The sequence below is a fragment of the Halomonas sp. ATBC28 genome (assembly GCF_005937175.1).
GTDB lineage: Bacteria > Pseudomonadota > Gammaproteobacteria > Pseudomonadales > Halomonadaceae > Vreelandella > Vreelandella titanicae.
The window spans coordinates 203216-225519 of sequence record NZ_VCQL01000006.1; the positions used below are offsets into that span (position 1 = coordinate 203216).

Consider the following 22304-nt stretch of genomic DNA (forward strand, 5'->3'; position numbering starts at 1 on the left):
TCAGACAAAACCATGACACCCTCACGTTCTGCCGCTGGCCCCGGCATGCGCCGAATTCGGCGACTCCATTTTGTCGGCATTGGTGGCGCAGGGATGTGCGGTATTGCCGAGGTGTTAGCGAATCAAGGCTACACCGTGAGCGGTAGTGATGCGAAAGCCTCTTCGGTCGTGGAGCGGCTGCGGCAATGCGGTGTTGGTGTGGCGATCGGGCATGCCGAGGCCAATGTCGAGGGCGCTGATGTGGTGGTGGTGTCGAGCGCCATTGATGAAACCAATCCAGAAATACGCTGGGCCCATGAGAACCGTGTGCCGGTGGTGCGCCGGGCTGAAATGCTCGCTGAACTAATGCGTTTTCGTCACGGTATTGCCGTGGCGGGCACCCATGGTAAAACCACCACGACCAGCTTGACGGCAACACTGCTGGCTGAAGGGGGGCTCGATCCCACCTTTGTGATTGGTGGCAAGCTGACCAGTGCCGGCGCCAATGCCCGTTTAGGTGAGGGCGACTATTTAGTTGCTGAAGCCGATGAGTCCGACGCCTCCTTTTTGCACCTACAGCCGATGGTATCGATTGTCACCAATATCGATGCTGACCATATGGCGACCTATGGCGGCGACTTTGAGCGGCTCAAGAGTACCTTTATCGAATTCCTACACAACTTGCCGTTTTATGGCTTGGCTGTGCTGTGTATCGATGACCCCCATGTGCGCATGCTTTGTGAGCAGGTGAAGCGGCAGTTCGTGACCTATGGGTTTGATAGCGATGCCGATTACCGGATTGTTGATTTTGCCCAGCGTGGCGGGGAAGTGTCGTTCACTGCGCTACGCCCTGGCGGCGCTGCGCCGTTAAATGTCCGTTTGGCTATGCCGGGGCGCCACAATGCTCTAAACGCCATGGCGGCAATTGTGGTAGCCACCGATGCCGGTGTGAGCGATAGCGCTATTTTGAGCGGTCTGGCAGGTTTTGCCGGTGTTGGTCGCCGTTTTCAGGTGCATGGCCATTTCCCTGCACCCCAAGGGGGCGGCGATATCATGCTGGTGGATGACTATGGCCACCATCCTCGTGAAGTGGATATGGTCATTCAGGCTATTCGTGCAGGCTGGCCAGATCGTCGCCTAGTCATGCTTTATCAGCCCCATCGCTATAGCCGTACCCGCGATTTATACGAAGATTTTGTCAGGGTGCTTTCTCAAGTCGATACGCTTGTGCTGCTTGATGTTTACAGTGCCGGTGAAGCGGTTATTCCCGGTGCCGAAGGAAAAACCTTGGCGGGCTCCATTCGTCAGCGTGGTGACGTCGACCCGCTATTTGTCGAGCATAAACACGAACTGCCTGCGCTGTTAACCAACGTATTGCGCCCAGGCGATATTTTAATAACCCAGGGTGCCGGTGATGTGGGTGGGATCTCCCTGCGCCTGGCCCAGGCACAGCTAGCGATGAACGAGGTGGATCTGTGAGTGTTGACGTAGCAACTCCCCAGTCTCTTGAAAAAGTCGTTGTCGTTTACGGTGGCACCTCTGCTGAACGCAAGGTGTCGCTGAAAAGCGGGTCGGCGGTGCTTGCGGCACTGCAGCGTAAAGGTGTCAACGCCTGCGGCTATGATCCCCGCGACAACGGCCTAGTGGGCTTGGAACAACTGGCTCCTTCGCTTGTCTTTGTGGCTCTGCATGGCCGCGGCGGTGAAGACGGCACCCTACAGGGCGCGCTAGAACTGCTCGACATTCCTTATACCGGCAGCGGGGTGCTCGCTTCGGCCCTGGGGATGGATAAGCAGCGCACCAAGCAGGTATGGAGCGCAGTTGGGCTACCCACTCCGGAAAGTATTATGTTGGAGGCAACGGCGGAGTGGTCCGCCGTGGTCGAGCAACTTGGCTTGCCGTTGATTGTGAAGCCTGTGCATGAGGGGTCGACGCTGGGTATTAGCATTGTAAAAACCCAGGCAGCGCTTGAAGCGGCTTATCACGAGGCGGCCCAGTTCGACGCTCGCGTGATGGCGGAGCGTTTTGTGGTGGGTGAAGAGTTTACCGTTGCGCTGCTAGGTGATCAGGTGCTGCCGGCGATTCGTGTTGAAGTACCGGGTGGTTTCTACGACTACGAGGCCAAATATATCGCTAATACCACCCAGTATCACTTGCCCTGCGGTTTGTCGGCGCAACATGAGGCTGAGCTTGCATTGCTTTGCCAGCAGGCGTTTGCCGCTATCGGTGGAGTCGGCTGGGGCCGGGTTGATGTCATGCGTGATAGTGAAGGGCGTTTTTGGCTGTTGGAAGTCAATACGGTGCCAGGTATGACCGATCATAGTTTGGTACCTCAAGCGGCGGCTCATGCGGGCATTAGCTTTGATGATCTAGTGTTACGAATACTCAATACCGCAGGCGAGCAGTTCACAGCATGAGTAATGACCTGTTTAAAAGCGCCTTTTTAAAAAGTGCCTTATGAAAAAGCGTAACGCTTGGTTGGGAATTCTCCTGCTGGCGCTACTTATGGGAGCTGGCGGGCGGGCGCTTTGGCTGTGGCTGGATCGTCCTATTGAACGTGTGTCTATTCGCGGTGAATGGGAGTACGTCAGCGCTGACTACCTGCGTACTCAGTTGGCGCCCCTGGTGGTTGATGCCACCTGGTTATCAGCTGATTTGGGTGAATTACGCGACCGTGCACTGCAAGTGGGTTGGTTAAACGAAGTGCGTATTTCCCGTGAGTGGCCGAATGCACTGGTGTTTGAGCTGGTTGAACAGCAGCCTGTCGCACGCTGGAATGATGACTTCTTGCTTAACCCTGAAGGTGAGCCTTTCGCTTTTGCGCCATTATCACCACCTGCAGGTTTACCCGATCTTGCTGGCCCTGCTGGAAGCAGTGAAGAAGTGCTGGATTATTACCACCGGTTAAAACTTCACTTTGAACAGTTATCGTTGAATCTTACTCAACTTCGTTTAGAGCCGCGCGGTGCCTGGCGGCTACAATTAAACGATGGCGCTTGGGTGATGTTAGGTCGGCGTCAGCATGAAGTGCGCTTAGCACGATTGTCGGCTTCATGGCAGCGTGAGTTGTCGTCTCTTGGCGATCAGATTCGTTATATTGACCTGCGCTACCCTAACGGTGTTGCTGTTGCTTGGCATGGAGAAAGTGAATTTACGGTGCAAGATGAGTAGCTCTTCTATTACTTGATGCAAATAAGGTGTAAAAGTGAGTGGTTGCCATCGTTGAAAAAGCCAGTAATCGGCTTTAAATTGCTACCCAAGCCTATTATTGTGGATTTGTACTAGTCGTATTGCGACTATTGTTTCTATACTATGGGCCAGAAGCGGGTTAAATAGTTTTTAATTTCGACTATTGGTACTTAGCGATTGTCTGAAAAGCAGCACTGATTATTTTGGGTAGCACGCTTTCAATGTTAAGCGTTAGATTAAGCGCCACCCTATTTATATTTATTTTTAACAATGACGCAAGGAGATTTCCCGACTCATGGCAGGCTCACCCAACGCATCCAATATGGTGGTCGGGCTGGACATTGGAACGTCCAAGGTCGTCGCGATAGTCGGTCAACCTACCGACGACGGCGGAATTGAAATTGCAGGTATTGGTTCGCATCCTTCGCGTGGTATGAAGCGTGGCGTAGTGATCAATATTGAATCGACTGTGCAGTCTATCCAGCGCGCCGTTGAAGAAGCAGAATTAATGGCCGGTTGTGATATTCACTCGGTATACGTTGGCGTGGCAGGCAGCCATATCAGTTCAATGAACTCGGATGGCGTTGTCGCCATTAAAGAGCGTGAGGTAACGCCCTCCGATATTGAACGTGTGATTGACTCCGCGCGGGCGCGTGCCATCTCTGAAGGCCAGCGAGTGCTGCATGTGCTGCCCCAAGAGTTCTCGATTGATGCCCAGGGGGGCATTCGTGAGCCGCTTGGCATGTCCGGTGTGCGCTTGGAAGCACAGGTGCACTTAGTGACAGCCGCATTAAACGCGGTGCAGAATATTGAGAAGTGTGTGCGCCGCTGCGGTCTTGAAGTTGATGCTATTATCTTAGAGCAGCTCGCCTCTAGTATGGCCGTGCTGACTGAAGATGAGCGTGAACTGGGTGTCTGTATGGTTGATATTGGTGGTGGAACCACCGATATGGCTATTTTCAGCGAAGGCGCCATACGCCATACGGCGGTGATTCCTATCGCCGGGGATCAAGTCACTAACGATATCGCCATGGCGTTGCGAACACCCACGCAGCACGCTGAAGAGATAAAAGTTAAATACGCTTGCGCGCTAACCCATTTAGCCGCCAGCGATGAAATGATTAAAGTACCTAGCGTAGGTGATCGTCCAGCGCGTGATCTATCGCGCCAAGCGCTTGCTGAAGTGGTAGAACCACGCTACGAAGAGCTATTTACGCTAGTGAGAGACGAATTGCGCCGTAGTGGCTATGAAGACATGGTGGCTGCTGGGATAGTGCTTACCGGCGGTACCTCGCGCATGGAAGGGGTTAGCGAATTGGCAGAAGAGATTTTCCATATGCCCGTTCGTATCGCATGTCCGCAGAATGTAAGAGGTTTGGCGGACGTCGTTTGTAATCCCATTTATGCGACGGGCGTTGGTCTGCTGCATTATGCCTTGCAGGAAACGCGTCATGGGCAAGGTCTAAGAAGCCACGGGGGAGTGGTTGCAGCCCATAAGGGCCGTAACGAGCTTGCCCGGCGTGATATCAAGGAAGACCATTCGGCGCTGGCAAGAATTAAAGGCTGGTTCAAAGGAAATTTCTGACAGGGCCGCAAGCGCGGTTCAGGAGACGGGGCTTATGTTCGAATTGGTAGATAACGCACCCTCGAGCAGTGCGGTCATCAAAGTGGTTGGCGTTGGCGGCGGTGGCGGCAATGCTGTTAACCACATGGTCGAAAGCAATATTGAAGGCGTTGAGTTTATCTGCGCCAACACGGACGCCCAGGCGCTGAAACGCTGTGCAGCAAAGACGGTGTTGCAATTGGGTAGCGAAATCACTAAAGGATTAGGCGCAGGTGCCAATCCCGACGTGGGCCGCCAAGCCGCAATGGAAGACCGCGAACGCATTGCGGAATTGCTGGTCGGTGCCGATATGGTCTTCATCACTGCCGGTATGGGCGGTGGTACGGGCACAGGGGGTGCGCCGGTGGTTGCCCAGGTCGCCAAGGAACTGGGGATTCTCACCGTTGCGGTAGTGACGCGCCCCTTCCCCTTTGAAGGGCCAAAGCGTATGCGCGCTGCTGAAGAGGGCATGAAAGAGCTCTCTGAGCATGTGGATTCGCTGATCACTATTCCTAACGAAAAATTGCTTTCTGTGCTGGGCAAGAGTGCCACGCTACTGACGGCCTTTAGTGCGGCGAACGATGTGCTGCTGGGGGCTGTTCAAGGTATCGCAGAACTGATTACTAGCCCGGGCATCATCAACGTCGATTTTGCTGATGTGCGCACCGTTATGTCTGAAATGGGCATGGCGATGATGGGTACCGGTGGTGCCACGGGTGAAAATCGTGCTCGCGAAGCCGCCGAGAAAGCGATCCGCAGCCCGCTGCTGGAAGATATCGACCTTCACGGCGCACGCGGTATCTTGGTCAACATTACTGCAGGCCCCGATTTGTCGATCGGCGAGTTCAACGATGTAGGCGCTACCGTCCAGGAGTTTGCGTCTCCAGATGCCACCATTGTCGTCGGCACCTCCATTGATATGGAAATGTCCGACGAGCTGCGTGTCACTGTTGTTGCCGCCGGCTTGGACGGGCAAAAGCCTAAGGCGGCCGCGCGCGAGCCTGCCCGTCGGTCAGCTGCAGAGTCCTCGGATTACCGCAAGTTGCAACAGCCAACGGTAATGCGTCAGCAGGCAACAGCACGCGCTGAAGCACCCGAAGCGGCCGCAAAACCGCGTCCTGAAAAGCGTCGCGCTTCCGAAGCCGATGACTATCTGGACATCCCCGCGTTTCTACGCCGTCAGGCGGATTGATTCTCGCTATCAGGCTCATTGCAACAGCGAGCGAGCGTTTTATTGGCTAAACGCTCGTTTGCTGTTAAAGTGAACACTGTTTGATAACTTTTCCCCTGCGGTTATTACCGTCATTAGAGCTCGGCTACTATCCATGATCAGACAACGCACCCTACAAAACGTCATTCGCGCCACCGGAGTGGGCCTGCATTCTGGCAAAAAAGTCCACTTAGCTCTGCGTCCGGCGCCGGCCAATACTGGGATTGTGTTTGTTAGAACCGATCTGGATCCCGTTGCGCACGTTCCCGCACGGGCAGAATTGGTTGAAGATACCAAGCTATGTACTGCTCTTGTGTTTAACGGCGTCAAGGTAGCTACCGTTGAGCACCTGATGTCGGCCTTTGCTGGGTTGGGTATCGATAACGCCTATGTGGATGTTAGTGAACCTGAAGTGCCTATTATGGACGGCAGTGCGAGTCCATTTGTGTTTTTAATCCAATCAGCGGGAATTTTAGAGCAGGATGCAGCGAAGAAATTCATTCGTATCAAGCACCGTGTAGCGGTGACCGATGGCGATAAAGAAGCGGTGTTCTTACCCCATCAAGGGTTCAAAGTCTCCTTTGCAATCGACTTTGATCATCCTGTTTTTGAGCAGCAGAAACAGACCGCGTTGATCGATTTCTCGACCACGTCCTTCGTTAAAGAAGTTTCCCGTGCACGTACTTTTGGATTTATGCGTGACCTAGAGTTCTTACGCTCTAACAATCTGGCGCTAGGCGGAAGTCTAGACAACGCCATTGTGGTGGATGATTACCGCATCGTTAATGAAGGCGGCCTGCGCTACGAAGATGAGTTTGTTAAGCACAAAGTATTGGATGCTATCGGTGACTTGTACCAGCTGGGTTATAGCCTGATCGGCGAGTTCCGTGGGGTGAAATCTGGCCACGCACTCAATAATCAGCTCTGCCGCGAATTGATGGCGCAGCCCGATGCCTATGAAATTGTCACCTTTGAAGAGGAAAAGGCGGTTGCGCCGATCTCTTATGCCGCACCTGCAATGGCGTGATGTAGCTAGGCTTCGCTTTTTATATTAGCGCTTTTTTACTTTTTGATTCATAAAGCATCGCTTAGGCGGTGCTTTATGCTTTTAAGAGTGTGGCGATAAGGCACTAAGCCTGATGGGAAGAGAAAATGGTGTGAGCGTTACTTGGCTGGCCGAGCATGAGATGCAAGCCGTTCCAAGGCACGTTTTAGCGCTGGATTGGTAGTATCTTCAGCGCACTCGGAAAGGGTTTTGCCCGCGTCGGCCGACAGACTACGCGTGTTACGCTTTGGTGCCACAATAGGGCGTACAGGGCGTACCTTAAAGGTAAAGCCGCTGACTCCTTCAAAGCCAGGCAGTTGATGGAGCAGTTCCAATAAGCGCCGCTGTTCGAAGCGTAACCACGTCAGCCAGCTCGCCTGACCGCTAATCAGGGTTAAACGACCTTCGCTAAAGCCACCCACAAAAATATGTTCGCGCATCTCTTCGGGCAAGTGGGCGCGCAAGTGTCGCTGGGCCTGATCGATGAGACGAGATAGGCGCATTAACTGATTAATATCACCCGACTTGGAGAGCAGACGGGCGATGGGCTGTGCGCGAGAACGCTTAACCTTTATACTCATACGCTTAATTCCTAGGGTGCTGCTGTTTAGGCACCGCTACTAATGACGTCGGCCACCTTCGCCGATGGCTGATTAGTAAACTCTACCACGCTCAGGAGCCGGTCTACAGCATGTCACCTACGCTTGATGTTCAATCAGCTTTGCCGCGGCGCCATCGCCGTTACGGTTTAGCGCGTTGGTGGCTGGCCGGTCTGTTGGTGAGTTGTCTTTTACCCGCCAGTTTAGGCCCTGCAGATGCATTCCGCGGCGGTGAGCGTAGCGTCACGATCTGTTTCTGGGTGCCCGCGATTTTACGCGCCCAGTCCCACTGGGTGGCCAGGCGTCGGCGCGCGCTGCAACGTTTTGCTCAAAGCCCCCAGCGCTTTGCGCCTGTTCGGCGTCTATGTCTCTGGCTAGCCCCGATGGCTATGCTGGTCGCCGCCCGGGATGTCTTGACCCAGCGCGGCCCGCCTTCCCGCTAAGTCTGTCGATAATACATCTACTTTGTGCATGCTCTAGAGATAAACAGCATGCATTGAAAGGGCAATGTCCGCTGGGACGCTCGTGAATACTTGGATATTTCATGCTTAATAATTTATTACGAAAAGTCGTGGGCTCTAAAAACGACCGCGATGTCAAACGCATGCACAAGAAGGTGCCGCAGATTAACGCATTAGAAGCAGAGCTTGAGGCGATTAGCGATGCTGAACTGCAAGGTAAAACCGCCGAGCTGCGCCAGCGCTTAGAAGCCGGTGAGTCGCTTGATTCGCTGTTAGCGCCCGCCTTTGCGATCGTGCGAGAAGCCAGTAAGCGCGTTATGGGCATGCGTCACTTCGATGTGCAGATGGTAGGCGGCATGACCCTGCACCGTGGCCGCATCGCTGAAATGAAAACCGGTGAGGGTAAAACGCTGGTGGCGACGCTGGCGGTGTACCTGAATGCATTGCCGGGTAAAGGGGTGCACGTGGTCACGGTGAACGACTACCTGGCTCGCCGTGATGCTGAGTGGATGCGTCCGCTGTATGAATTTCTGGGCCTTACCATTGGCGTCATTTTCTCCGGCCAGACAGGCGAAGAGAAGCGTCATGCGTACCAGTGTGATATTACCTATGGCACCAACAACGAGTTCGGCTTCGATTATCTACGCGATAACATGGCGTTCTCGTTAGAAGATAAAGTTCAGCGTGGCCTGCACTATGCGATTGTCGATGAGGTTGACTCGATTCTTATCGATGAAGCGCGTACGCCGCTGATTATTTCCGGTGCGGTCGATGAGAATACCGACCTCTATAGAGTCGTCAATCAACTTGCCCAGCAGCTTGAAAAAGGCGAAGAGATTGAAGATGAGGAAGCCACGGTTGTTGGTGACTTCTTGGTCGACGAGAAGCAGAAGCAAGTAGAGTTAACCGAGCAGGGGCATAATAAAGTTGAAGAGCTGATGCGCGCTGAAGGTTTATTGGGCGATGACGAGTCGCTGTATGCCGCGCAAAACCTTAACTTGCTTCAGCATATGCACTCGGCGCTGCGCGCCCGCCATCTCTATAACCGTGATGTCGACTACATCATCTCTGAAGGTCAGGTGGTGATCGTCGACGAGCACACTGGCCGCTCTATGCCCGGGCGCCGCTGGTCGGAAGGGTTGCACCAAGCCGTCGAGGCCAAAGAGGGCGTCACGGTGCAGCGCGAAAGCCAAACGCTAGCCTCAACGACGTTCCAGAACTACTTCCGTCTGTATGAAAAACTCGCCGGGATGACCGGTACGGCGGATACTGAAGCCTTTGAGTTTCGGCAAATTTACGGCCTCGACGTGGTGGTGATTCCCACCAATCGGCCACTGGCCCGTAAAGACCTCAACGATCTGGTTTATTTGAGCGCTGAAGAGAAGTACGAAGCGATCATCAAAGATGTCAAAACCGAGACCGAAGCCGGGCGTCCAGTGCTGGTGGGTACGGCTTCTATTGAGACATCCGAGTACCTTGCCAAGCTGATGCGCGAGGCGGGTCTTACGTTCAATGTGCTTAACGCCAAGCAGCACCAGAGTGAAGCGGAGATCATTGCTCAGGCAGGCCGCCCAGGGGCGATTACGATCGCCACCAACATGGCCGGTCGTGGCACCGATATCGTTCTAGGCGGTAACTGGGAGGCCGAAGTCGCCAAGCTGCAAAACCCTAGCCAAGAACAGGTTGAGGCGTTAAAAGTCGAGTGGCAAGCGCGCCACGATGGTGTGCTCGCCGCTGGCGGCCTGCATGTGGTGGGCTCTGAACGCCACGAGTCCCGGCGTATCGATAACCAGCTGCGTGGCCGTGCCGGACGCCAGGGTGACCCCGGCTCAACGCGCTTCTTCTTGTCGCTTGAAGATAGTCTGATGCGCCTGTTCGGCTCTGACCGCGTCAAACGCTTGATGCAGGCATTGGGGCTTGAGCATGGCGAAGCCATTGAGCATAAGATGGTCTCTAACGCCGTTGAGCGTGCCCAGAAGAAAGTCGAAGGGCGTAACTTCGATATTCGTAAGCAGCTACTTGAGTACGACGACGTTGCCAACGATCAGCGCCGGGTGATCTACGACCAGCGCAATGAGATTTTGGCCGCGGACGATGTGGCTGATGCCGTTATTGGTATCCGCGAAGAGGTGATGGAGACGGCCATCAGCGACTACGTGCCGCCCCAAAGCCTGCCCGAGCAGTGGGATCTGCCCGGCTTGGAAGTGCACTTGAAGACGGAGTTCAACCTTGACGCACCGGTGGTTAAATGGGCCGCCGAAGATGATCGCTTTAGTGAAGAGCAGTTGCGTGAACGGCTGCAGACTATGCACCGCGAGGCCTATGCAGCCAAAATCGAGGCGGCTGGCGAGAAGCTGATTCGTCGCTTTGAGAAGCAGGTCATGCTGCAAGTACTGGACACGCGTTGGAAAGAACACCTTCAGTCGATGGATCATTTGCGTCGCGGTATCCACCTACGTGGCTATGCTCAGAAAAACCCCAAGCAAGAGTACAAGCGTGAATCCTTTGAACTCTTCCAGCAGCTGTTAGAGCACATTAAAGCCGATGTGACGCGTATTCTGAGCCACGTACAGGTTCGTCAGCCCGAGGAAGTAGACGCCCTTGAGCAACAGCGCCGCGAAGCGCTGGCGCGGGAAACCGCCACGGCGGCAAGCCGTCATGACACCCCGACCCAGGAGCAGCCCGAAACTGAGCAGGAAGCGCCTGGTGTTGATGGCCGCCCTGTGCGTCGCGAAGGCCCGAAAGTGGGCCGCAACGACCCCTGTTTTTGTGGCTCGGGTAAAAAGTACAAGCAGTGCTGTGGAAAACTAAGCTAACGGCGCCCGTTTTGAGACCGTTTTTTGAGACGGTCTGTGAAACGGTCTTTGTCTAAAGGAGAAAATCATGGCGGTTGGAAACACTCCCTTTCCAGAGTTGCCACCCCTAAAAGGGGTGTGCCTGGGGGTTGCAATGGCGGGTATCAAAAAGCCGGATCGTCGTGATGTAGTGGTGATTGAACTGCCCGAGACCGTGACGGTGTCTGGGGTCTTTACCCGTAATGCGTTCTGCGCAGCGCCCGTTTTGGTGGCCAAGCAACACCTCGAGCAGTGCCGGGCAGAACACCGTTCGCCACGCTTTTGGCTGATCAACACTGGCAATGCTAACGCAGGTACGGGTGAAGCAGGTTTGCGGGATGCCAGGGCTAGCTGTGCAGAACTGGCTAAACAAGCCGGTGTGTCGTCGCAGGACGTGCTGCCGTTTTCAACCGGCGTAATTGGCGAGCCGCTGCCGATGGAGCGTCTGCTAGCGGGATTGGCACCGGCACTTGAAAGCATGGCCAGCGACAGTGTTGCCTGGGAACACGCAGGCCAAGGTATTTTAACCACCGATACTCGTGCCAAAGGCGCCAGTGTCACGGTTGAAATAGGCAATCAGCAGGTAACGATTAACGGCATCACGAAAGGGTCTGGCATGATCAAGCCCAATATGGCGACCATGCTGGGCTTTGTGGTGACCGATGCAACTATCGAAGCACCGCTGCTGGATCGGCTACTGCGTGAAACCGTCGATCGCTCGTTTAACTGCATCACGGTGGATAGCGATACCTCTACCAATGACGCTTGTATGTTGGCAGCGACCGGCACAGGCCCCCGCATTGCCGATGATGAGCAGATTGCCGTTTTCAGCAACGCCTTGCAGCGGGTAATGACCGAGCTGGCGCAGGCGATTATTCGCGACGCCGAGGGCGCAACCAAATTCGTTACCCTTCAGGTCGACGAAGCGAAAAGTCGTCAAGAGGCGCTCGATGTGGCCTTTACTGTTGCGCACTCACCGCTAGTCAAAACAGCGCTTTACGCTTCAGATGCTAATTGGGGGCGTATTTTGGCCGCGGTAGGACGAGCGCCTGTAAGCGACTTTGATGTCAACCGTGTGGTGATTGATTTAGGCGATGTACGTCTAGTTGAAAATGGCGGGCGTGCTGCAGGCTATACCGAAGCGGCAGGAAGCGCCGTCATGGCCGAGTCAGAAATTACCATTCGCATTAACTTGGGGCGCGGCGAGGAAAGTGCCACGGTATGGACCTCCGACCTCTCCCATGACTATGTGTCTATTAACGCGGATTACCGCAGCTAATCAGTCTCCCCCTGTGTGGGGCGTTGGTTGGCAGGGGTAGTGGGCACACGCAGCGATATAGCACCGATGCCTTTAGCATTGGTGCACGCAGTGGATAAAGACGTAACGAGTATATGAGTCTATGAGCATAAAGGTAAAACGACGGGTTCACGTCGCGGCGGCAGCGATTATCAGCGCCGATCAACAGCAAGTACTGATCGCTCGTCGGCCATCAAACGTAGATCATGGCGGGCTTTGGGAGTTTCCAGGCGGCAAACTGGCCCCTTATGAAACAGGTCTTGAAGGGTTAAAGCGTGAACTGCACGAAGAGCTAGGCGTTGAGATTGTTTGTGCCCAGCCGTTGATTCGCGTCCACCATGAGTACCCCGACAAGCATATCTTGCTCGATGTATGGCAAGTGCATGAGTTTGCTGGCGAGCCCTTTGGTCGTGAAGGGCAGGCGGTGCGCTGGGTGCCCATGAGCGAGCTCTCCAACTACCCCTTCCCGGCGGCTAATCTGCCGATTCTGCGAGCGGTAAGGTTGCCTACCGAGTATTTAATTACCGGGGAAGAGTTGGATGAGGCGCGTTTCGATGCGTTTTTGGAACGCGCGCTGCGTGAAGACAAAATTCGCCTGGTACAACTGCGCGCCAAGCAGTTGGATGAAGCGGCTTATCTGGCTCGTGCCCAGCGTGCCTTGAGCCTGTGTCGTGAGCACGGCGCGCGATTACTGCTCAATGGTGAGCCGACGCTGCTTGATCACATTGACGCCGATGGCATTCATTTGACCAGCGAGCGTTTGATGCAGCTCGAGCGTCGTCCGATTGCCGAAAGCAAGTGGCTGTCCGCATCGACACACAACCAAACGCAGCTTACCCAGGCGGCGGTGTTAGGCTGCGACTTTGTTAGCTTATCGCCGCTGCGCACCACACCGTCACACCCGGAAGTATTCCCGCTCGGCTGGCATGATTTCCAGCAGTTGGTAGAGCGCGCAGGCATGCCGGTATTCGCACTGGGTGGCATGACGCGCTTTGATGCCAATCATGCCCGTGCCGTGGGCGCTCAAGGAATCGCATCGATCCGCGATTTCTGGAAATAACACGCCAAGCCAGAACGCATAAAAAGAGCGTTATATAATGAAAAACGCCTGCCTCGGTATTTAGCCAAGGCAGGCGTTTTTACGTTTTCATCTTTAAGACTAAGGCCAAGCCTACTAGTCGCGGTAGCGGCGAGTCAGATCCCCATAAGCGTCCACACGACGATCGCGCAGATAGGGCCAGATGCGGCGGGTATTTTCACTGCGCGCCATATCTAGCTGAACGACTAACTGTTCAGTCTCTTCCCCCGCATGGGCCAATAGTTCACCTTGTGGTCCGCAGACGAAGCTGCCGCCCCAGAACTGAATACCGTCTCCCACCCCAGAATGATCCGCCTCAAAGCCAACCCGGTTGGCGACTAGAACCGGCAAGCCGTTGGCGACACCGTGGGCGCGCTGAATCACTGTCCAGGCATCTTTTTGGCGGCTCTTCTCTTCCCCGTCGTCATTGGGATCCCAGCCGATCGCCGTGGGGTAGAGCAGTAAATCGGCACCGGCTAGCGCCATAAGACGGGCGGCTTCGGGGTACCACTGATCCCAGCAGACCAAGACGCCGAGACGGCCCACGGATGTTTCGATCGGAGTAAAGCCTTCTCCGCGGGTGCTGTCATGATCACCCGGCGTGAAGTAAAACTTCTCATAAAACCCGGGATCATCGGGAATGTGCATCTTACGATACTGACCTACCCGGCCCTTGGCGCGGTCATAGACCACCGCAGTATTGTGGTATAGCCCTGGAGCGCGGCGTTCAAATAGCGACCCAACCAGCACAATATTCAACTCTTTAGCGAGCGCCGCCAGGCGCTGGCCGGTAGGGCCATCCAGCGGTTCCGCTAGATCAAACAGGGCAGGGTCTTCAAATTGGCAGAAGTAGTGGGTGGCGTGCAGTTCTTGTAGCAGTACCAACTGCGCGCCTTGTTTAGCGGCGCTACGGATACCTTCTTCGCTTGCTGACAGGCTTTGGGCTTTGTCCGGCCACGCGGGTTGCTGCACAACAGCGACGGTTAGCGTTGTCGACATGGTGACTCCTTTAGCAAATAGCGGTCGTGGCAGGCGTGCCCCGGGCAAGCGTGCCTTGTGGAAGCTGCATGGTTAAACAGTGCAGGCTGCCATGTTGGCGAATAACGCTTACGCACTCAATCGGAATTAGCGTGTGCTCAGGAAAAGCAACCGCTAGCGCGTTCAGTGCAGTGACATCCGCCGGGTCGCCGTAGGTAGGCACCAGTACGGCCTGATTGATGATCAGGAAATTTGCGTAGGTGGCGGGCAGGCGGTGGCCATCTTCCGGGTCAAAGCAGGCTTGGGGCCAGGGCAGTGGAACAAGCCGGTAGGGTTCACCATTGCGTTGCCGGAAAGACTGCAGTTCTTGCTCCATCGCCGCCAAGGCCGCGTAGTGCGGGTCGTGGGGATCGTCACAACGCACATAGGCAATGGTGGTTGGGTTGCAGAAGCGTGCCAGGGTATCAATATGGCTGTCGGTATCGTCGCCTTCTAAATGGCCGTTGGCCAGCCACAGCACACGGTCAACGCCGAAGTCGTCGCTAAGCTGCGCTTCTACCTCTGCTCGGGTTAGCGTGGGGTTACGGTTGGGGTTAAGCAGGCATGCTTCGGTGGTGAGCAGGGTGCCTTCGCCGTCAGTTTCTATACCGCCGCCTTCCAGTACCAGATTCCGCGAGGCCACCGGGCAGGCCCAGGCCCCCGCATTGGCAAGCCATTGGGTGAGCAAGTTATCGCGCTCGGCGGGAAATTTTCCACCCCAGCCGGTGAACGTGTAATCGAGCAAGACACATTGGCCATCTTCATCGACCACGCTGATCGGGCCATGATCCCGTGCCCAGGTATCGTCAGTGGGTGCGACAATAAGCTGCAGGCGTTCAGCGGGCACGCCGTAGGCGTGAAAAGTATCGGCCAGGCGCTGCTTGGTTAGTTCGTCTGGTACGCAAATAAGCACACACTGATAGCGCGCGGTGGCCATCACGATACGCTCGAGGGTGGCTTCGATGCGCGCAAGCAGAGGCGCCCAATCGCCGTCTGGGCGTGGCCAGGTCAGTTGTATCCCATCTTGGGGATACCATTCGGGTAGCAAACGATACGTCATAAAAGCGCAGCCCCACTGTCAGCAGTAAATCGGCGCAATGTAGGGTGTGGCGGGGCAAGTTGCAAGCGTAACGTTTTTATTCTGAACGCTCACGGCGAAGGCCGCTCTAATGGCCGTTTGAACATGCAGAGAGACTAAAAAAACCGTACCATGAGCGCTTATTGATAAGGAATGACGCCATGCTTGATCGTTTGCCTTTTCTGGTGGGGCTGCGCTACGTGCGCGCTAAACGCCGGAACCACTTTATTTCGTTTATTTCGCTCACCTCAATGTTGGGGCTAATGCTGGGGGTCGCCGTACTTATTTTGGTGCTGTCGGTGATGAATGGCTTCGACCATGAGCTGCGCACACGTATTTTAGGCATGGTGCCCCACGCTAAAATTGAGTCCCGGGAGGGCATGGTTGAATGGCAGGCTCTGGCTGAAGAGCTTATGCAAAGGGAGCGGGTCATTGGTGCGGCGCCCTACGTTGAGCAACAAGGTATGTTCTCCGTGGGCGGGCGTAATCAGGGAGCCATGGTCAATGGCATCAACCCGGAATGGGAAGACCGAGTGTCAATTATTGGTGAGCACATGCGCCAAGGTGAATTGACCGATCTGGTTCCCGGAGAGTGGCATGTGGTGCTGGGCTCAATGCTGGCGCGCAACTTGGGCGTTGGCGTGGGGGATCGAGTAACGCTGCTGGTACCCGAAGCATCAATTACCCCCGCCGGGGTCTTTCCACGCTTAAAACGCTTTACCGTTAGCGGTATTTTTAGCGTCGGTGCCGAACTAGACGCTAATTTGGCCTACGCCAATATTGAAGATATGCAGACTCTTGCGCGCCTGGGTGATGCGGTTGGCGGGCTTCGCCTCCAGCTGGATGATCTGTTTGCTGCCAGTAGCGAGACCCAGGCGATTCTCAATGAGCTTGGCCCGGAGTATCGGGGCAGCGATTGGACCTTCTCTCAAGGCAATCTTTTCCAGGCGATACAGATGGAAAAGCGCATGATCGCGCTACTGTTAACGGTGATTATCGCCGTGGCGGCGTTTAATATCGTCTCGACGCTGGTCATGGTCGTCACCGATAAACGCGCGGATATCGCCATTCTGCGGACTATCGGTGCTAAACCGAGCTCGATTATGGGGATTTTTATTGTTCAGGGCATGGCCATCGGGCTGATTGGTATCGCTGTTGGGGTGGTCGTGGGTGTGCTGCTGGCGCTGACCATTGCGGATCTGATTGGCTGGGTGGAAGGAACGCTGGGGATTCAGTTCCTGGATGCTGGGGTCTATTTCATTAGCGACCTGCCTTCACGCCTGCAGTGGAATGATGTCAGTCGTATCGTATTGGCCGCCTTTGGTCTGACGTTCCTGTCGACACTTTATCCCGCTTGGCGGGCGGCAAAAGTTCAGCCGGCGGATGTGTTGCGCTATGAATAATGGCTTCAGGAATAAGGATGACACGATGTCGATAAATACAGGGCAAGAAGCTGCCGTCATGCTCGATTGTCAGACGCTGACACGAACCTACAGCGAAGGCCCCCAGGATCTGACGGTACTGGATAAGCTCAATTTGCAGGTGCGCGCCGGGGAACGGGTGGCCATCGTCGGCAGCTCGGGGTCAGGTAAGACAACGCTGTTAAACCTGCTGGGCGGTCTTGACCGCCCTAGTGAAGGCAGCGTCGTTATCGCCGGTGAGCCTCTATCAGGGCTGAATGAAGCGGCGCTTGGCAGCTTTCGTAACCGCTACATCGGGTTTGTGTATCAATTCCACCATCTATTGGCGGAATTCACTGCACTCGAAAATGCGGCGTTACCGCTGATTATTCGCGGTCAGTCGAAAAAGGCGGCCGAGAAGCGTGCCATGCAGATACTCGAGCGGGTAGGCATGCAGCCGCGGGCGGATCATAAGCCGGGTGAGCTTTCCGGCGGGGAGCGCCAGCGCGTGGCGATTGCCCGTGCGTTGGTCACCGATCCTAGTTTGGTGCTGATGGATGAGCCCACGGGCAATCTGGATCAAACCACGGCGGCGACTATTTTGGCACTAATGGATGAACTGGCCAAAGAGAGCGCCTGTGCATTCGTGATTGTGACCCATGACGTTAGCCTGGCGGCCCATCAAGACCGCGTGCTTAAACTGGATGCGGGTAAGTTGGTCGAGCAGGCGCCGGCGCTTTAACCGTCGGGTTCAATCATTAAACCTTATCGTCAAATTCTGCTTCTATCTGCGCACGCCGCTGCCGACGTATCTGGCGGCGGCGTTTCCAGTTATGGGAGACGTGCCAGCGCCAGATCAAGCGAATGCCAATATTGACCACGATGGCTAATATGATCGCTGTTACCAACGAGCCGACGATCAGTGGCGGCATAATGTCGTGCATCTGTTCGGCGATCCAGTGCGTTGAAATACGCGAAGGGGCCTCCCGCACGGGCGCGCCGAGGATAAAGGTGCCAATCCAGTAGTTGCCGTAAAAAATCAGCGGCATCGTTAATGGATTAGTAATCCATACCAAGCCTACCGAGAGGGCTAAATTGCAGCGTGTTAGGCGCGCGCCTAGCGCGGCAACGACCATCTGAAAGGGGATGGGCAGCATCGCGCAAAACACGCCCACGCTAAACGCATTGGCAACGCTTCGGCGAGTTAGAAGCCACAACCCCGGGTCTGCAATCAGCGGTGCAATAAAGCGTAGCGAGCGCTGTTTCCTGATAGTGTCGGGTTTGGGCATGTAGCGCTGCAGGAATCTGCGCGGCATGGCGGATACTCTTGCCTATCGATGTGGCTCATTATCCATATAGATCCACTCTTCGGCTATGCTAGGCCATTAATGAACATTCGCTGGAGGGCTCTATGCGGTTAGGTGTTGCCATGCCCGCGGCGCTTGCAGCACTTGCAGGAGGTATTTTTGCCTGGTATTTCCACACCGCAGAGGTGACTCCAAATGCGTTTGGCTGGGTGTTGGTAGCCGCGTTGCTGGTAGTGGGGCGGTGCCCGCGATTTGGTATATGGCTGCTGATCGGCGCCTGGGTCTTCACTGGCGTACAAGAAGAGTGGGGGAGTCGCTTACCGACGGGGCTAAGCGGAGAAGATCTTGCTGTTGAGGCAACCGTGTTGACCGCCCAACCGGTGGGTAATGCCACGCGCCTGCTGTTAAGCGTTGATCAGTGTCAAAGCTCTTCGACTAGCCTGGCACAACGGCCCAGCTGTTCCGCGCTCACCAAGGTGCGCATTACCGCTTATAGCGATGTTCGCTTTAGGCCCGGCGAGCAGTGGCAAATGACGCTTCGTTTGCGTCCCCCAAGTGGCTTTGCCAATCCTGATGCCTTCAATTATGAGCAGTGGCTGTGGCGTGAGGGAATCCACGCCACCGGCTACTTGCGCCAGGAGCCAGCGCCGGTTCGGCTTTCTTCTGCGGGCCCTTCGTTGCGCCAGCTAGCGCTGGATTTTTTAGCCCGTCAGCCGCTCGACGATCGAACCAAACGCTGGCTGGCCGCATTGACGTTAGGCGATAGCGAACAGCTTACCCAAGACGACTGGTCGCTGCTGAATGCCACCGGAACCACGCATCTGGTGGTGATTTCAGGCTTGCATGTCGGGCTGGTGGCCTCATTTGTACTGCTGCTAGCCAAGTCAGTCGCTCAGTTTGCAACTCCCACCAACTGGCGTATGCGCACCTGGCCGTGGTGGTTAGCAGCGCTAGCTTGTGTCAGTTACGCCACCCTTGCCGGGATGGCGCCACCGGCTATGCGGGCGATGGTGATGACATTGATCGGGCTGTGGGTGCTGAGTGGTCGGCATGCGCCGGGGGCTTGGCAGGGCTGGTGGCTGGCTCTCGCGCTGGTACTTATTGTCGATCCGCTAGCGCTATGGCGCCCAGGGATGTGGCTATCGTTTGTGGCAGTGGCGTGGCTGATTATTATTTGGCAGGGGCGGCGGCGTCCTCAAGGGATAAAGGGCTGGTTCTGGGCGCTGGTGAGATCGCAACTGCTGCTAGCCCCGCTAATGGCCGCCGCCGTATTGGTGGCCTTTGGGCGAGTGGCACCCGCTGCCCCATTGATCAATTTAGTCGCCGTACCCTGGGTAAGCTCGGTGATGGTGCCGACCGCACTGCTGGGGTGGCTGCTGTCACCTCTGCCCATGGTGGGAGAGACGGTATGGTGGCTGTTTGAGCAGGCGCTAAGCGTTTTCCACCTGTTGCTGACGCTGGTGGTGCAGCACTGGCCACTATGGGAACCTGATCGGTCGTTAACGTATCCGCTCTCCCTCGCACTGTTGCTACTGTCGTTATGCTGGGGGCTACCTGCCGTGCTGCCAAGCTTACGGCTGGCAGCCTCAGCGCTGATCGTTGCGCTGCCCTGGTGGTCGCTTCCGTCATCGATTCCCCCCAATGCGCTCAGAGTCAGCGTCCATGATGTGGGGCAGGGGCAGTTGATAGAACTGCGCAGCGCGCATTATCGCCTGCTCTACGACACCGGCCCTCGCTTTCGTAGTGGTTTTATGCCTCTGGAGGCGCTTTGGTCACCGGGGCAGTTGTTTGATCAAGTGTTAGTCAGCCACGCTGATAATGACCATGCGGGCGGTATCAGCGCATTGTTAGCCGATCATCGGGTCAAACAGTGGATGGCTCCTGCAGGTGAGGCGCTGCCAATTTCCGGTATTGATTGTCAGCGTGGTCAAACATGGCAGCGTGATGGGGTGAGTTACCGTATTCTCTGGCCGCCCGCGGGTGATAACGATTTATCTGCCAACGATCGCTCCTGCGTACTTGAGGTGAGCGCTGGTGAGCAGAGACTGCTGATTACGGGGGATGTGAGCACTGAGGTAGAGCGTCGCTTTCTGCGAGAGGTGGAGCCGCCTGTTAGTGTATTGGTGGCAGGGCACCATGGCAGCGGCACCAGCTCGGGTATCCAGTTCGTACGTTCCATCGCTCCTGAGCATGTGATATTTAGCGCCGGGCGGAGTAATGCGTTTCAACATCCGGTAGATTCTGTCGTGCGCCGTTTTCGCCAGCAGGGCAGCTGTCTATGGAACACGGCGCATGACGGCGCACTGCGTTTTTGGCTAAAAGCGGCCCAGCCCATCCAGGTTGAAACAACGCGACCATTGCCAGGGCGACGCAACCAGTGTTGAAGCGCGTCGCCATCAGGTAGAATTCTCCGATTGCACACTATGGCCAGGAGCGCGTGTGACTGATTCAGGTTGGGGTATTTATAAGCGGTTGTTGGGCTATGTGAAGCCGCATTGGCGAGCTTTTGCGCTAGCGATAGTGGGCTTTGTGGTTTACGCCGCGTCGAGTACCGCGCTGGCGGAAATGATGAAGCGATTAATTGATGGCATTCAAAACCCAGATGCGGCGTTTCGGTTCTTTCTACCGCTGTTTGTAATTATTATGTTTTCCGCCCGGGGGTTAGGTACTTTTTTAAGCACCTACTTCATGGCCTATGTGGGCCGCTACGTGATTCATACCCTGCGTTGCGACGTGTTTGCCCATCTACTCCATCTGCCGGGCTGGTTTTTTGACCATCACTCCAGCGGTCAACTGGTATCACGGGTGACCTACCACGTTGAGCAAGTCGCGGGGGCGGCCACCAAAGCGGTGACGATTATTCTTCGGGAAGGCCTGTTCGTCGTCGGCTTGGTGCTCTATCTACTCTGGACTAACTGGATGCTAACGCTGCTGTTTTTGGGCGTGACGCCGATCATTGCCGTGGTGGTAAGCTACGTCAGCAAGCGCTTTAGACGCATTTCAAAACGCATTCAGCACTCCATGGGCGATGTCACCCATATTGCCTCGGAAGCGCTGTCGGGCTATCGGGTAGTGCGCACCCACGGCGCAGAGCCGTATGAAAAGCAGCGCTTTGAGCGGGTCAGTGAAGAGAATCGCCGCCAAAGTATGAAAGAAGCCATGACCCGTGCGGTCAGTTCCCCTGTGATTCTGATGTTGGTGGCCATCTCCATGGCGCTACTGGTCTGGCTGGCCATGGCACCCTCGCTGATGGAGAACATGACGCCTGGTGAGTTTGTGGCCTTTATTACCGCGGCTGCCCTGATGATCAAGCCGGTACGTCAACTGACCGAGATTAACGGTGAAATTCAGAAAGGCCTGGCGGCCGCGTCAGAGCTTTTCGGATTGCTGGATATGACCCCTGAAGAGGATAGTGGCAAACATATTGCCAGCCGTTTAAACGGCGATGTCGTGATCGATCATGTTAGCTTCCGCTATGCCGACGACCAGCCCGAAGTCCTGCACGATATTAATCTGCGCATAGCACCGGGCGAACTGGTGGCGATAGTCGGGCGTTCGGGGAGCGGCAAGTCCACTCTGGTCAGCTTGCTGCCGCGTTTTTACTGCCCCACTCAAGGCCGTATTACTATCGATGGCATTAATGTTGATGAATACGCGCTTGGCCCACTGCGCCAGCAAATTGCTCTGGTGTCGCAGCAGGTGACGCTATTTAACGCCTCGATTGCCGATAATATTGCTTACGGGGTGGCCAATCCTGACCCCCAGGCTGTACAGGCTGCAGCTGAAGCCGCCTATGCCCATGAGTTTATCGATAAGCTCCCCAATGGTTATGCCACCACCGTGGGTGAAAATGGCGTGATGCTCTCGGGCGGCCAACGCCAGCGGCTGGCGATTGCCCGGGCGATCTTCAAGGACGCGCCGCTACTGGTGCTGGATGAGGCCACTTCTGCGTTGGATACAGAATCCGAGCGCTATATTCAAAAAGCCCTTGAGCGAGTCTGTGAAGGGCGCACCACGCTGGTCATCGCCCACCGCCTCTCTACCATAGAGCGGGCTGACCGGATTGTGGTGATGGATCAGGGGCGCATTATCGAAGAGGGGTCGCATCAGTCGCTGCTGGATGCCGATGGCGCCTACGCGGCGCTGCATCAACTGCAGTTTCAAGAAGCGCCATGAGGCTATCGATATGAGCCTTTTGATATGAGCC

The 22304-nt window shown here is 55.6% G+C and carries 18 protein-coding genes; 14 read left to right on the plus strand and 4 right to left on the minus strand.

Going from position 1 to position 22304, the window contains the following annotated elements; genetic code table 11:
* Positions 1-12 precede the first annotated feature (12 nt).
* The 6 genes from murC to lpxC all read left to right on the plus strand — a co-directional run bounded on the left by murC (position 13) and on the right by lpxC (position 7008).
* Positions 13-1458: a UDP-N-acetylmuramate--L-alanine ligase gene (murC, locus tag E0L35_RS08955; protein WP_138800106.1), complete on the plus strand. Its 1446-nt coding sequence runs from the start codon at positions 13-15 to the stop codon at positions 1456-1458.
* Positions 1455-2396: a D-alanine--D-alanine ligase gene (locus E0L35_RS08960; protein ID WP_138800079.1), complete on the plus strand. Its 942-nt coding sequence runs from the start codon at positions 1455-1457 to the stop codon at positions 2394-2396. Before murC ends, E0L35_RS08960 begins: the two co-directional genes overlap by 4 nt.
* A gap of 40 nt (positions 2397-2436) precedes the next feature.
* Entirely contained in the window at positions 2437-3150 is a 714-nt protein-coding gene (locus E0L35_RS08965) for a cell division protein FtsQ/DivIB (RefSeq protein ID WP_009286395.1), read from the plus strand.
* A 313-nt stretch (positions 3151-3463) separates the two neighbouring features.
* Positions 3464-4753, plus strand: coding sequence for a cell division protein FtsA (gene ftsA / locus E0L35_RS08970; protein ID WP_022523899.1), 1290 nt, complete (start codon positions 3464-3466; stop codon positions 4751-4753).
* A gap of 34 nt (positions 4754-4787) precedes the next feature.
* Complete coding sequence (gene ftsZ / locus E0L35_RS08975) at positions 4788-5963, plus strand: cell division protein FtsZ (RefSeq protein WP_022523898.1); 1176 nt, start codon at positions 4788-4790, stop codon at positions 5961-5963.
* A gap of 133 nt (positions 5964-6096) precedes the next feature.
* Complete coding sequence (lpxC, locus tag E0L35_RS08980; RefSeq protein WP_009286396.1) at positions 6097-7008, plus strand: UDP-3-O-acyl-N-acetylglucosamine deacetylase; 912 nt, start codon at positions 6097-6099, stop codon at positions 7006-7008.
* A 137-nt stretch (positions 7009-7145) separates the two neighbouring features.
* Here the strand turns inward: lpxC and E0L35_RS08985 are convergent, their stop codons facing one another.
* On the minus strand, positions 7146-7607 hold the full coding sequence (locus E0L35_RS08985) for a DciA family protein (protein WP_009286397.1): 462 nt from the start codon (positions 7605-7607) through the stop codon (positions 7146-7148).
* A 110-nt stretch (positions 7608-7717) separates the two neighbouring features.
* Here E0L35_RS08985 and E0L35_RS08990 point away from each other — a divergent pair, with 110 nt between their 5' ends.
* The 4 genes from E0L35_RS08990 to E0L35_RS09005 all read left to right on the plus strand — a co-directional run bounded on the left by E0L35_RS08990 (position 7718) and on the right by E0L35_RS09005 (position 13277).
* The gene (locus tag E0L35_RS08990; RefSeq protein WP_022523897.1) at positions 7718-8068 is read left to right on the plus strand and encodes a hypothetical protein; all 351 of its coding nucleotides are present in this window, start codon (positions 7718-7720) and stop codon (positions 8066-8068) included.
* A 101-nt stretch (positions 8069-8169) separates the two neighbouring features.
* Positions 8170-10902, plus strand: coding sequence for a preprotein translocase subunit SecA (gene secA / locus E0L35_RS08995; RefSeq protein ID WP_138800080.1), 2733 nt, complete (start codon positions 8170-8172; stop codon positions 10900-10902).
* 67 nt (positions 10903-10969) lie between these two features.
* Positions 10970-12199: a bifunctional glutamate N-acetyltransferase/amino-acid acetyltransferase ArgJ gene (gene argJ, locus E0L35_RS09000; RefSeq protein WP_138800081.1), complete on the plus strand. Its 1230-nt coding sequence runs from the start codon at positions 10970-10972 to the stop codon at positions 12197-12199.
* 121 nt (positions 12200-12320) lie between these two features.
* Complete coding sequence (locus E0L35_RS09005; protein ID WP_138800082.1) at positions 12321-13277, plus strand: Nudix family hydrolase; 957 nt, start codon at positions 12321-12323, stop codon at positions 13275-13277.
* 114 nt (positions 13278-13391) lie between these two features.
* Here E0L35_RS09005 and E0L35_RS09010 read toward each other — a convergent pair whose 3' ends face one another.
* Complete coding sequence (locus E0L35_RS09010) at positions 13392-14294, minus strand: carbon-nitrogen hydrolase (RefSeq protein WP_022523893.1); 903 nt, start codon at positions 14292-14294, stop codon at positions 13392-13394.
* A gap of 10 nt (positions 14295-14304) precedes the next feature.
* The gene (locus tag E0L35_RS09015) at positions 14305-15372 is read right to left on the minus strand and encodes an agmatine deiminase family protein (RefSeq protein WP_138800083.1); all 1068 of its coding nucleotides are present in this window, start codon (positions 15370-15372) and stop codon (positions 14305-14307) included.
* A 179-nt stretch (positions 15373-15551) separates the two neighbouring features.
* On the opposite strand from E0L35_RS09015, the gene E0L35_RS09020 reads away from it, so the two are divergent.
* Together E0L35_RS09020 and E0L35_RS09025 are read left to right on the plus strand one after the other, a co-directional pair.
* Positions 15552-16793 carry a lipoprotein-releasing ABC transporter permease subunit gene (locus E0L35_RS09020; RefSeq protein ID WP_138800084.1) on the plus strand — a complete coding sequence of 414 codons (1242 nt, stop codon included), beginning with the start codon at positions 15552-15554 and terminating at the stop codon, positions 16791-16793.
* A 25-nt stretch (positions 16794-16818) separates the two neighbouring features.
* The gene (locus E0L35_RS09025; protein WP_022523890.1) at positions 16819-17532 is read left to right on the plus strand and encodes an ATP-binding cassette domain-containing protein; all 714 of its coding nucleotides are present in this window, start codon (positions 16819-16821) and stop codon (positions 17530-17532) included.
* A gap of 16 nt (positions 17533-17548) precedes the next feature.
* Here the strand turns inward: E0L35_RS09025 and E0L35_RS09030 are convergent, their stop codons facing one another.
* A complete protein-coding gene (locus E0L35_RS09030) occupies positions 17549-18106 on the minus strand; it encodes a DUF2062 domain-containing protein (protein WP_009286403.1) in 558 nt (185 codons plus the stop codon).
* A gap of 95 nt (positions 18107-18201) precedes the next feature.
* Here E0L35_RS09030 and E0L35_RS09035 point away from each other — a divergent pair, with 95 nt between their 5' ends.
* Entirely contained in the window at positions 18202-20481 is a 2280-nt protein-coding gene (locus tag E0L35_RS09035) for a DNA internalization-related competence protein ComEC/Rec2 (RefSeq protein ID WP_138800085.1), read from the plus strand.
* 55 nt (positions 20482-20536) lie between these two features.
* Positions 20537-22273 carry a lipid A export permease/ATP-binding protein MsbA gene (msbA, locus tag E0L35_RS09040; RefSeq protein WP_022523888.1) on the plus strand — a complete coding sequence of 579 codons (1737 nt, stop codon included), beginning with the start codon at positions 20537-20539 and terminating at the stop codon, positions 22271-22273.
* Positions 22274-22304: the final 31 nt, after the last annotated feature.

Coding starts and splice junctions, on each gene's coding strand:
- murC (WP_138800106.1), top strand. CDS start 13: ATGACACCCTCACGTTCTGCCGCTGGCCCCGGCATGCGCCGAATTCGG.
- E0L35_RS08965 (WP_009286395.1), top strand. CDS start 2,437: ATGAAAAAGCGTAACGCTTGGTTGGGAATTCTCCTGCTGGCGCTACTT.
- ftsA (WP_022523899.1), top strand. CDS start 3,464: ATGGCAGGCTCACCCAACGCATCCAATATGGTGGTCGGGCTGGACATT.
- ftsZ (WP_022523898.1), top strand. CDS start 4,788: ATGTTCGAATTGGTAGATAACGCACCCTCGAGCAGTGCGGTCATCAAA.
- lpxC (WP_009286396.1), top strand. CDS start 6,097: ATGATCAGACAACGCACCCTACAAAACGTCATTCGCGCCACCGGAGTG.
- E0L35_RS08985 (WP_009286397.1), bottom strand. CDS start 7,607: ATGAGTATAAAGGTTAAGCGTTCTCGCGCACAGCCCATCGCCCGTCTG.
- E0L35_RS08990 (WP_022523897.1), top strand. CDS start 7,718: ATGTCACCTACGCTTGATGTTCAATCAGCTTTGCCGCGGCGCCATCGC.
- secA (WP_138800080.1), top strand. CDS start 8,170: ATGCTTAATAATTTATTACGAAAAGTCGTGGGCTCTAAAAACGACCGC.
- argJ (WP_138800081.1), top strand. CDS start 10,970: ATGGCGGTTGGAAACACTCCCTTTCCAGAGTTGCCACCCCTAAAAGGG.
- E0L35_RS09005 (WP_138800082.1), top strand. CDS start 12,321: ATGAGCATAAAGGTAAAACGACGGGTTCACGTCGCGGCGGCAGCGATT.
- E0L35_RS09010 (WP_022523893.1), bottom strand. CDS start 14,294: ATGTCGACAACGCTAACCGTCGCTGTTGTGCAGCAACCCGCGTGGCCG.
- E0L35_RS09015 (WP_138800083.1), bottom strand. CDS start 15,372: ATGACGTATCGTTTGCTACCCGAATGGTATCCCCAAGATGGGATACAA.
- E0L35_RS09020 (WP_138800084.1), top strand. CDS start 15,552: ATGCTTGATCGTTTGCCTTTTCTGGTGGGGCTGCGCTACGTGCGCGCT.
- E0L35_RS09025 (WP_022523890.1), top strand. CDS start 16,819: ATGTCGATAAATACAGGGCAAGAAGCTGCCGTCATGCTCGATTGTCAG.
- E0L35_RS09030 (WP_009286403.1), bottom strand. CDS start 18,106: ATGCCGCGCAGATTCCTGCAGCGCTACATGCCCAAACCCGACACTATC.
- E0L35_RS09035 (WP_138800085.1), top strand. CDS start 18,202: ATGCGGTTAGGTGTTGCCATGCCCGCGGCGCTTGCAGCACTTGCAGGA.